Annotated in this window: 1 protein-coding gene (running past one end of the window); it reads right to left on the bottom strand. The window is 75.9% G+C overall.

All coding sequences use genetic code 11. From position 1 onward, the window contains the following. Positions 1-12,149, bottom strand: part of the annotated coding region (locus AB0E83_RS27450) for a hypothetical protein (RefSeq protein WP_362117334.1) (this coding region is incomplete at both ends). 25,365 nt of the annotated region lie to the left of the window's left edge; 12,149 of its 37,514 annotated nt are in view.

The following is a 12,149-nucleotide window of genomic DNA, read 5'->3' as shown; positions in this document are numbered from 1 at the left end:
CCGCCCCGGGCCCGAAAAGACGGGTCAGCAGATCCACCAGCTCGCCGTTCTGGGTCAGGCGGACCCATGCGGCGCCGTTGTTCGCCGGCTGCAGTTCGTCGATGTCGTTGGCGCCCAGCCACGTGGCGACGACTTCGGCGAAGAACTCCAGTGGGTCCTGAGCGGAGTAGTTCTCCGTTCCCCCGTCGGCCCAGCGGCGGCCGCCGGGCCAACGCGAGGTCATCTGGTCCAGGGGGAAGTCGGCGCCCACTTCGGCGTCGTCCGCCATCCGGAGCGTCCAGTAGGCGCGTTCGACGACCGACCAGTCGCTCAGCGGCAGCCTGGCGTGCACGGCGTGCGCGACCTCGTGCACGAGCAACCCGTACCGCTTCGCGGCGTGGGAACTGTCCGGTTCCGTGGAGTCCGGTCCTGGCCGTCCGGTGAGGAAGTCCTCCCTCACCGCGACCAGCGTCCCCTGGGTCAGTCCCATCAGGGCCGAGGGCTGTGCCTCGGGATACAGAACGGGGAAGGAGTCGTGGTTCCCGACGACCAGTACCCGCGCACCGGCGGCCATGAGGCCGGTGATGATGCCGGTGTCGTGCATCATCATGCGGAGCTGTCCCTCGGCTGCCGCGCGTGCGGCCACCCGTCGTCCCACTCCCGGCCCGACCTCGACCATCAACGCCGCTGCGGTCTCGGCGAAGTGGGTGGTCCGCGCCAGCTGCGCGAGCAGTTCGGCGTCCATCGCCATCCAGCGGCGCTCGGGCGTGGAGAGCGCGGCCAGCGCGGCGATCCGGAGGCGGGGGTCCTCCTCCAGCAGATCGGCGCGTACGGCGTCGGGGTCACCCGGAACCTGCGCCGGGAAGAGCTGCTCGAACTGTCCGCGACCGCGCGGCACCATGGATTCCGGAACTGGCCGGTCCAGGACGGCGGTGAGGCGGCTCCGGCCTTGGAATCCGGTGTCGACGACCGTCTCGATGGGGCCTTCCGTGAGGAACGAGCCGAGTTCGGCGGCCCTCGGGTCGTCATCCGCCTCGTCCAGGTACTGGTGAACCTCCGCACGGAACTGGTGCCCCAGGGCGGCCTCCGCCGCTCCCGGCGCGGCCTCGATCCTGATCCGGAGTTCCGGCATGCTGCCGCCGGCGAAGCGGTGCCAGTGCGCCAGCTCGTTGAGCGCCCTGTTGGCCCAGTCGTCGAAGCGGTCGAGGTCCTGGGAGAGAACGGCCGACACGATGGCGCCGTCCGGGATCTCCATCGAGAACGCGGGAACGCGGCTCTTGGTCAGGAAGGTCTCGAGGGCCGCGACGTCTCCCGGATGCGACCGGTCCGCTCGTGGACGGGTCAGGAACGCCGCGGGGCCGGCCGGAGCCGTGGCTGCGGAGCGCGGGTGGGGGCTCGGCGGGGGCGGCTGCCATGCGAGGACGCGCGCCGAGGGCTGAGCGGATGCGACGGCTGCCGTGCGAAGGACGACGTTCTCGGCGAGGCCGTCCCACAGGTCGTGCCACCGCGTGACGTAGAACTGGGCGGTGAGGGCGTCGACCAGGCGTTGCCGCAGAAGCTGACCGATCGCGGGGGAAACGCCCGTGACCTCGATGTGCGCCTGAGGCAGGGCGCCGCGACCGTACAGGTACCACACCGCCACCTCGGCCGAGAATTCCCGCGCCCAGTGCCACAGGTCGTACCCGAGGTGGTCGAGCAGGGAAGGGTCGCTCAGGTAGGCGGGGTCCAGCACGAGGGGTTCGCTGCCCAGGCCGGTCAGCAGCGCGCTGCGGGCGTCGGCCGGTTCCGCGCGGCGCGGCCCGGGCGGAGCCGGCAGGGGCCGGACCCCGAGGGGGCGGTCGGACGCGCCGAGGGGGGTGGTGTCGTCGGGGGCGGCGGTCTCCGCGGCGGAGTCGGGGCGCTCCGCCGCCGGGACGGCCGGGCCGTCCTCCTCCGCGGACAGCGCGCCGCCCGGAACGGACTCCGCGGGGTGCCGGTCGCCCTCGGTGCCCGCTCCGTAGAGCTCCTCCAGCACGGTGACCACGGCCGTCGGCTGAGTCGCACGGACCCAGGCGGCACCGTTGTTCACGGGTTCGCCGGTGGTGGCGTCCCGACCGGCGTTGAGGCCCACCCACGCCGTGGAGAGCTGGGCGAAGTACTCGGCGGCCGAGGTGGCGGAGTGGTTGGGTCCCCCGACCCGTCGGTCCCGGGCGAACAGCGGTCCGTCGGGCCAGCGCGCCGTCAGCGGACGGCCGGGGCCGGCCTTCAGCTCCAGCACGTCCGCCGCCTGCAGCTCGGCGAAGGCGGCACGCACCGCGGTCGCCTGCTCGGGGGAGAGGACGGCGCCGATCACGTGGGCGAACTCGTGGGTTCCGACGGCCGTACCCGGGCCGGTTCCGGGACGTACGGAGAGCGCGTCCTCGCGGACGGCCGCGAACGCGGCCAGGGCCGCGCCCCGGGCGTTCCTGTCACCCGGTCCCTCGGCGGCGGCCAGGCCGAAGGCGGGGTGGCGGTCCACCGGGACGCCACTCGACGCGACGGCGACGCGGGCTCCGGCGTCGAGGAGCCGACGGGCGAGAAGCGGGTCGCGGAGCAGCGGACGGATCTGGGCCCGCAGCGCGCGCCGCGCGGCCTCGGGCCGCCGCACGCGGTCCAGCACCTCCGTCAGCAGGACCGCGGCCAGGTCGGCGGAGTCGGGCAGAGCCAGCAGCGCGTCCAGCGCCGCGGGATCCGCGGCGAGCCCGCGCCGCACCTCGGCCGGCAGCTCCTCGAGTGCTTCCGCCCGCCGGTGCGGAACGGCCGCCAGCACCGACTCCACCGCACGGCTGACCATCGGTCCGTGGATCGCGGGGAAGGCACTGTCGAAAACCGTCGGCCGGTCGTCGAGCCTGCGCAGAGCCGCCAGGTCCGGCCGTTCGACCACCACACTGATCCGGTCCGGCTCCGAACCGGCGGGCCGTGCCCCGGCGGTCGGCCGCAGGACGCGAACGCCGGATCCCAGGTTGGGCAGCTGCGTGCTGTCCCGGGTGACCGGCGGGCGCTGGAGCTGCGCGGTCAGTTCGGCCCGGACCGCGTTCGCCCGAGCGAGGTCGTTCTCGTCCGTGTCGTCGGGCAGGACCAGGGTCAATCGGGGCAGATGGCCGGCGCCGTGGCGCACCCACTGTTCGGTCTCCTGCTGAAGCTGCTCGGCCCATTCCCGGATCTCCACCTGCTCGACGGGGCGCAGCCGGGGGCCGGCGGACGGCCGCAGCACCAGCGGCCGGGCGCCGTCCAGCGCGATGTGGTGACGAAGCTGCGCGACGTCCGCGGCGGGCACCGGCGCGCCGACGCTCCGTCCGGCGCCGGGCGGCGCCGGCAGCGGCGGGCGGCTCACGGAGACCTGGAGGCCCGCGGCCGGGGAAGGCGCCTCGGCTCGCGGCCCGCCGGCCGGCACGGCCTCGGCGAACCCGATGCTCTCCTCCACGGTCGCCAGCGCGCGGGCGAACCGCTCCTCGGGCAGGGCGCGGCGAAGCCTGTTGACGATCATCCGGCGCAAGGCCTCGGCGCGGTCGAGGTCGCCCTGCCCCAGCGGCCCGTCGGAGGCGGCGATCGTCAGTCGCGGGTGATCGACACCGGTGCCGTGCTCGACCCAGGCCCTCACTTCGGACGCCATCTGCCGGGCCCAGGCGTCGAGACGGCTCAGCTCGCTCCACGAGGGGACGCCGGCTCCGGGGGCATAGGCGAGCACGAGGGGTGGCGTGGCCGCACGGGCGAGGGCCGCGGCGCGGGCGACGGCCCCGGCAGCCTCCGCGTCACCTGCCGCGACTTCCGCGGGCCGCGGAGCGGCGTCCGTGCCCGGAACGGAGTCACCCGCCCGGAGCAGGGCCGCGAGGTCCACGCCCGCGGCGCGGGCCGCCACCCGGGCCACGGCCCGTCCGGTGGCCGCGCTCCACGGTCGCTCGGCCAGCAGCAACCGGGCCCGCGCGGCGGGTTCGAGGACGCGTGCCAGGAAAGAGGAAGGCAGGCGGGCGCCGGTCCGCAGCACGGGACCGTGGAGCGGAGGCACCGGCACGCCGGCGGCTTCGAGGTCTTCCGGACCGTACGCGCCCCGCGGCGGCAGGTCCCAGCCGTCCGACTCCAGCGCCTGGTTCTCGGGCAGGCGCTCGAGCAGCCAGTCGGCCGCCGTCTCGGAGGGGGACCACAGCGCGGCGGAGGCACCGGGGCGCAACGCGTCCACCCGGGCCACCAGTTCCTCGGGGGTCCGGGGGTCCGTCGTGCCCGGCGGCGGTTCCCAGGCGGGTGGGGTGTTCCCGACGCCGTACATCCGGCGCAGCAGGGCGGAGAGGCGGGGGTACTGGCTGTCGGTCCAGGCCGCGCCGTCGTTGCGCTCTTCTCCGGTCCACGGATCCCGGCCCCCGTTCAAGCCCAGGTGAGCGGCGGTGAGCTGGGCGAAGAACTCGCGGACTCCGCGCGCCGACCGGTTCTCCGGCGCCGTCGGATCGACGGCCGCGCCCTGGCGCCGGCCGTCGGGCCAGCGCGGCAGCCGACGGCCGGGCGGGGCCGCGTCGTCGGCGGCGAGGGTGGCCGCGTAGGCGTCGGCGATCTGTTCCCGCCGGTCGGCGGGCAGCGCGTCGTACAGCAGGGTCGTCGTGAGACGGGCGAGGGCCGCCGACCGCCTGCCGTCGCTCCCGCGCGGCATGAGCTCGCGGGACGAAAGGACGGCCCACGGGCCGATGACGGCGCCCCGTCCCCCGGACAGGGGATCCGGCAGACCGGTGACCCCCGGTACGGCAAGCGCCGGATCGAACCCTTCGGGCACCACCACGACGGCCGCGCCGTGGCGCAGGAGCGCGGCAGCGGCGTCAGGATCGTGCAGCAAGGCGGCGAGCTGTGCCTCCGCGGCGGCGCGGACGGACCGGGAACGGGGTATTCCGGGCAGCGTCTCCAGCAGGAGTCGCGCGGCCAACCGGCCGGCCCCTGTGCCCGATGAGGACACCATGTCGGCGACCTCACGCCGGCGGGCAAGCCACCGGCGCTGCGCGGCGGGCAGGTCGTCCAGCAGACGGAGCCGGTCAGCGGCCGGGGCGCGCCCGAGCTCCTCCAGCAGGCCGTCGGCGTCCGACGGAGCCTCCAGCGGGTACGCGCGGTCGGCCCACGTGCGCGCCGGGGAGGCGCTCGGCCGCTCGTCACTCCACGCCGGCCCGCGCTCCGCGGCCAGGACCGTCTCGACCAGCCCGGGGGAAGCGGGCTCTTCGGCCCTTGCCGCGACACGTACCGGCAGCTCGGAAGCGTGCGGCCACCGCCCGGTGCGCGAGGCCATCCGCCGCACGACGGTCTCGCGGACGGCCTCGCCGACCGCGAGCGCGCGGGAGATCGCCTCCACGGTGCGGCCTGCGGGCACCACGGTGACGGCAGCGGTCGGCACCGGCCCTGCCGCCAGCCGCTCCCACCACCGGGTCTCGTCCAGGAAGCGGTCCGCCCACGATGCGACCTCGGCCTGCTGCTCCGTCGTCAACCCGCCCTGTTCCCGGGGGGCCAGCCTCAGCTCGGAGGTCCTGGACGCGGTGAGGCGCTCCCGCGCGCCGGCCGCGGGAGACGGCTCCGGCGCCGCCGCGCGCACCACCAGCGTCTCTCGGCCGTCGACCCGCCGTGCCGTGTACCTCTCGGCCGGCGTTGCCGACAGGTCCCGCGCGGCGACGCCGGGAGCCGGGCGTCGTGAGGCAGTGGCATCCGCGAGGCGCAGGACACCCGTAGGACCGGTGCCCACCACGCGGTGGGTGTCCCCGTCCCGCGCGGCGGCCCGTACGGCGGAGCCCGCACCCGCCTCGGTTTCGAAGGTGCGTCCGACGCCGCGGCCGTCGGCGCTCCGTACGGGGCCCCCGGAGAGCGGCGGCCCGGAGACCGCAGGACGCCACGTCCGCCCGTCGGGTGCGGACAGCCACGTCCGGCGCGGTTCACCGGGGAAGGCGCCGGCGAGAACCGCCGCGCCGGTCTCCTGCCCGCGGCCGCGGCCGCCGGGGGCCGTGCGGTCGGGGGCGGTCCCGTTCGCCGTACCCGTCTCCCTTTCCTGGCTCTCCGCCCATGTCCACAGCTCGCGGTTCTCCTCGCGCCAGTGCTCGGGTCCGACGGATTCCGAGCCGGGACCGAAGAGACGTGTCAGCAGTTCCACCAGATCTTCGTCCTGGGTCGCCCGGACCCAAGCGGCTCCGTTGTTGGCGGTCATGCCCTGGTTCGTGATGTCGTTGACGCCCGTCCAGGCCGCCACGAGCTCGGCGAAGTACTCCAGGCGGTTCACGGCGGAGTAGTTCGGGACCCCTTGCCCCCTGGCGACGTCGAGGCTGATCCAGCGTCGTCCGTTGGGCCACCTGCGGGCCATCCGGTCGTACGGGACGCCCACCTCCATCTCGGCGTCGTCCGCCTCGCGCAGTGCGTCGAAGGCCCTCTGGATGGTTGACCAGTCCCGTACCGGCAACCTGCCGTGGACCGCGTGCGAGAACTCGTGGACGACCAGACCGTAGCGCCGGGCCGAACGGGCGATCTCGGCCGCCGCGTCGTCCGGCTGGGGATTTCCGAGGAGGAACTGCTCTCGCACGATGACCACGGTCGACTGGGTGAGTCCCATGTAGGTCTGGAACAGCTCGGAGGACTCGCCGTACAGGAAGGGCGGTGTCTCGTTCCGCCCGACGACGCGGACGCGCGCTCCCGCGGCCATCAGGTCCGTGACGACGGCGGGGTTGTGAAGCAGCAGACGGAGCTGTCCCTCGGCCGCCGCACGCGCGGCGGTCCGACGGGTCACGTCGGCGCTGACCTCCACCAGCAACGCCGCGGCCGTCTCGGCGAAGTGGGTGGCCTTCGCGAGGGCCTCGAGCAGTTCCGGGTCCATCGCCATCCAGCGACGCTCCGACACGGAGAGCGAGTTCAGGGCGCGGATGCGCCGTCGCCGGTCCTGGGCCAGCAGATCGGCGCGTACCGCGGCCGGGTCGCCGGGAGCCTGAGCCGGAACGATCTGCTCGAACCGGCCCGGGTGGTGCGGCACCAGGGCTTCGGGCACAGGACGGTCCAGGGTGACGGTCAGCCAGGCCCGGTCCCGGATCCCGGCGTCGACGGCCGTGTCCACGTCGGCCCCCACGAGGAAGGGGGCGAGGTCGGCGGCGCGAGGATCCTCCGTCATGGAGTTCAGGAGTTTCCTCATGGCCTCCCGGAAGTCACGACCGACCTGGCGCGCGTCTCCGCCGGGAACGGCCCAGACCTTGATGCGGAGTTTCGGAACGTTTCCGCCTCCGAACGCGACCCAGTTGCTCAGTTCGTAGAGAACTTTGGTGACCCACGTACGGAAGGTCTCGGGGTCCTCGGCGATTCTTCCGTCCACGGACCCGCCGTCCGGGACGAACAGCGTGTACGGGGCATTGCGGAAACGAATCAAATAGGTTTCGAGAGCTGCCACGTCCCCCGGGTGGAGGCGGTCCGCCCGAGGCCTGGTGAGAAACGCCGCCGGTCCGCTCGGAGCGGTCGCGACGACGCGCCGGTAAGGGGGCGGAAGGGTCGGCTGGACGACGAGGATCCGCGCCGAGCTCTCGGATGCTCGCGCGGCCCCCGTGCGGACTTCGACAGTGAGCGCGAGCAGTTTGCCCACGTCCTCCCAGCCCTCCGCCGTGAACTGTGCGGCGAGGGCGTCGGCCAGAGGTTCTCGCAGGAGCTCACCCGTGCTCGCGGGAACCCCGTCGAGTTCTATGCGCACCTTGGGAAGGAACCCACCGGTGTACAGGTCCCAGGCCATGGCCTCGGTCGAAAAGCGCCGGGCCCAGGCGTGCAGAAGAGTTCGGAGACTGCTGGGGAGAGGGGTCGTCAGCCACGCCGCACCCAGCAGCAGCGGCTCGGTCCGCAGGCTGGTCAACAGTTCACGGCGCTCGTCGACGGGCGGCGCGGGCAGTGGCCGGACCGCCACACCGCGTCCGCGAAGGGCGGGCGGAGCAGGGTCCTCCATGGCCGTGGCGCTTCTGCCGCGGGCAAGCCGGCCGTCCTGCGCGGCGGTCGGCCCGGCCTCCTCCACGAACGGTGTGCCGGCTGACGCGGCCCTCACGCCCTGGCGGTCACCGTCAGAGCCACCCGCCCTGTAAAGGTCCTCCAGCACCGCCACCACAGCCGTCGGCTGAGTGGCACGGACCCATGCGGCTCCGTTGTTCACCCGCTCACCGGTGACCGCGTCCGTGCCGGTGTGCAGACCTGCCCACACCACGGAGAGCTGGGCGAAGTACTCGACGGCGGAGCGCGCTGAATAGTTGGGTCCCGCATCGCGTCGTCCGGTGCCGAACCGGGGCCCGTCGGGCCACCGCGACGTCATCCGCCGCCCGGAGTCCGTTTCCAGCTCGGCCGCGTCGGCCGCCTCCAGTTCGGCGAAGGCCGCGCGGACGGCGGCCGCCTGCCCGGGCGAGAGGAGGGCGCCGACCAGGTGAGCGAACTCATGAGTGCCGACAGCCGTCCCCCGGCCGGCACCGGGCCTCACGGGGAGCGCGTCCTCGTGGACGGCCGCGAACGCGGCCAGGGCCGCACCGCGGACGTCCGGGCCCGCCTCGGCCCGGGCCGAGGCCAGGCCGAGGGCCGGGTGCCGCTCCACCGGGACGCCCCGCGCCGTGACGGCGACGCGGGTTCCCGCGTCCAGCAGCCGCCGGGCGAGCAGCGGGTTGCGGAGCAGGGGGCGGATCTGGTCCCGCAGGGCCCTCCGCGCCGCCTCGGGCCGCTGTACGCGGTCCAGCACCTCCGTCAGCAGGGCGGTGGCCGTGTCGGTGAAGTCGCGGAGTTCGAACAGGGCGTCCAGGGCGGCGGGATCGGCCGCGAGACCGCGCCGCAGCTCGGGCGGCATCTCGTCCAGCAGCTCGGCCCGCCGCTCCGGGGTGGCGGCGAGCAGTTCCTCCAGCGCGCGGGTGACGGCCGGGCCGTGCACGGCGGGGAAGGCGCTGTCGAACACGGTGGGCCGGTCGTGCAGCCTGCGGAGGCCGGTCAGTTCGGGCCGGTCGACGACGAGGGTGATCCGGTCCGCGGCCGAGCCGGCGGGCCGCGTCCCCGGCGAAGGCCGCAGGAGGCGTGCGCCCGCCCCCGCGTTGGGGAGGGGGGCGCTGTCGGCCGTCACCGACGGCCGTCGCAGCTGGGCGGTCAGTTCCGCGCGCAGGGCCTCGGCCCGCGCGAGGTCGTCGGGCCCGGCGTCGTCGGGCAGGACGACGGTCAGCAGCGGCAGGTGACCGGCGCCGTGGCGCACCCACTGTTCGGTCTCCTGCTGGAACCGCTCGGCCCATTCCCGGATCGCGACCTGCTCGGCCCCGCGCAGCCGCGCCCCGGTGGTGGGCCGCAGCACCAACGGCGGAGCACCGTCCAGGGCCACGTGGTGGCGCAGCTGGGCGACGTCACCGGCGGGCACCGGGTCGCCGGCGCTCCGGCGCGCGCCGGGCGGTGCGGGCAGCGGCGGACGCTCGTCCACGGAGATCCGCAAGCGGGAGGAGGCGGACGGCGGACCGTCCGGCTCGGCGGCGTCCAGCTGGACGTCGCCGAGCCGGACGCCTTCCTCCAGGGCCTGCCGCGCGGAGGCGAACCGGTCGTCGGAAAGGGCCCGGCGGACCCTGTTGACGAGGTGCCGGCGCAGCGCCTCCGCGCGGTTCAGGTCTCCGGGACGCAGCAGGCCGTCGGGGCCGGCGATCGTGAGCCGCGGGTATCCGGCGCCGTGTTCGGCCCAGGCGCGGAGTTCGGCGGCCAGGAAGCGGGCCCACTCGTCGAGCCTGGCCAGTTCGCCCGGCGAGGGGACGTCCGTCCCGGCGCTGTAGGCCAGGTCCAGGGGCGGTACGGCGGCCCGGGCGAGGGCCGCCGCGCGCGTGACGGCCCGGCCGGCCTCCGGGCTTCCGCCGACGGCCGGCCGATCGTCCCCGGTGGGGCCCGGGGCGGGGCCACCGGCCCGCAGCAGGGCGGCGAGTTCGATGCCGGCCGCGGAGGCCGCCGCCCTCGCGGCGGCACGGCCGGTGGCGGCGCTCCAGGGGGTCTCGGCCAGCAGCAGGCGGGCCCGGTCGGCGGGCCGGAGGATCTGGGTCAGGAGGTAGGAGGGCAGGCCTCGTCCTGCCCTCAGCACGAGACGCGCCGTCGGGGTGAGGGGTACGCCGGCGGCCCGGAGGTCCTCGGCGGTGTAGGTGCGCTCGGGAGGGAGGTCCCATGCGCCCGCCGGCGGCAGCTGGTCGTCGGGCAGGCGGTCGGCGATCCAGTCGACGGGCCGGACGGAGGGCGACCAGAGGACGGCGGCGGCTCCGGGCCGGATCGCCTCCACGCGGGCGGCCAGCTCCTCGGGCGTCCGCACGTCGTCCGGTCCCGGCGGCGGTTCCCAGGAGCCGGCGGCGCGGCCGGGACCGTACATCCGGCGGAGCAGGGCGGAGAGCCCGGGGTACCGGGCGCTCACCCAGTCCGCTCCGTCGTTGCGCTCGTCTCCGGTCCAGGGGTCGAGGCCCCCGTTCAGGCCCATGTGCGCGGCGGTGAACTGGGCGAAGAACGTGCGCACGCCACGCGCCGACTGGTTCTCCGGCGGCGCGTCGCCGTCCCGCGGCGCCGCGCCGTGGCGTCGGCCGTCGGGCCAGTGCGGCAGGTCCCGGGGAGAGGGGGCGGTGTCGTCGGCGGCGAGGACGGCGGCGTAGAGGTCGGACAGCCGTTCCCGTCGATCGGCGGGCAGTGCGTCGTAGAGGAGCGCGGCGGTGAGCCGCGTGAGGGTGGCCGGCGGCCTCCCGCTGCCGGCGTGCGGCGCGAGTTCCCGGTGGGAGAGCGCGACCAGGGGGCCGATGGTGGCGCCCCGTCCGTCGGACAGCGGGTCGGGCAGGCCGGTGACGCCCGGTACGGCCAGGGCGGGGTCGAAGCCGTCGGGGACGACCACCAGGGCGAAGCCGCGGCGCAGCAGGGCGGCGGCGGACTCCGGGTCGTCCAGTACGGCGGCGAGCTGTGCCTCGGCGGCGGCGCGCGCGTGCTCCGGGTGGGGGGTGCCGGGGAGCACGTCCACCAGGAGGCGGGCGGTGAGCGGTCCGGCGTCCGCCCCGCGCCGGGCCATGGCCTCGGCCGTCTCCGGCTGCCGGGCCAGCCAGCGGCGCCGTGCGGCGGGCAGCGCGGCCATCCGGCCGAGCAGGGCGGCGGCGGGGAACCGTTCGAGGTCGGCCAGCAGGTCGTCGGCGTCCGGCGGGGTGTCCAGCGGATAGGCGCGGTCGGCCCAGGTGCGCTCCGGCGGGGCGGCCGCGGGGCTGTCGCTCCAGGCGGGTCCGCGCTCCGCGGTGAGGACCGCCTCGATCGGTCCGCCGGCATCGGACCGGTCGGCCGGAGGGGCGAGGCGCACCGGTACGGCGGAGGCGGGTGTCCACCGGCCGGAGCGCAGGGCCGTCCGCCGGATCAGGGCGTCGCGGACGGCCTCGCCGACCGCGTGCGCCCGGGAGGCGTGGACCGTGCCCGGGCCGGCCGGACGCACGGTGACGACGGGGGTCGGGGCGGGCCCGGCGCCCAGCCGTTCCCAGGTCCGGGTCTCGTCGAGGAGGCGGTCCGCCCAGGCGTCGATCTCGTCCCGCTGCGCGGGGGTGGGTCCGCCGTGTTCCGGCGGGGTCAGGCGCAGTTCGGGCGTACGGACGTCGGTGAGCCGTGCGCGGGCGCCGCGCGGGCGGCCGGGCGCGGCGGCCGGCCGCGCGACGAGCCGCTCCCCCGGGTCCACCGGACCGGCCGTGTACGTGACGGGCCGGCCGTCGGCGGGCGCGGGGGCGGGCGGGGAGGCGGGGGCGGGCGGGCTGCCGGCGGGCGTGGGGGCGGGAGGGACGGGCGGGACGTCGGAAAGGGGGGTGGAGGCGGAGGTCTCGGCGGTCTCCGTGAAGGCGGAGATTCCGGAGACGGACGTGGAGACGGTGAGCGCGGAAGCCCCTGAGGCGGATGTGGGGGCCGAGGAAAGGGAGGCGGGCGTGAAGAGGGAGGCCTCGGACGCGGACGCGGAGAGGGAGGAGTCCGTGGAGACGGCGGCCCGCGGGGCGACCGTCAGGCGCAGCACTCCGGCCGGGCCGCTGCCGGTCACGCGGTGGACGTCCCCGTCCCGGAGAGCGGTCCGGACGGCGGAGCCCGTGCCGTCGCCCGGCGCGGGGATCCGGCCGATGCCGCGGCCGTCCGCGGTCCGGAGCGGCCCGGTGGGCAGCGGCGGGAGCGGGCGGGGGCGGGCCGGCCCG

The sequence above is a fragment of the Streptomyces sp. NPDC035033 genome, assembly GCF_040636735.1.
Classification (GTDB): domain Bacteria; phylum Actinomycetota; class Actinomycetes; order Streptomycetales; family Streptomycetaceae; genus Streptomyces.
Note: the sequence above shows the minus strand (reverse complement) of the source record. Positions and strands in the feature narration are given on the sequence as shown.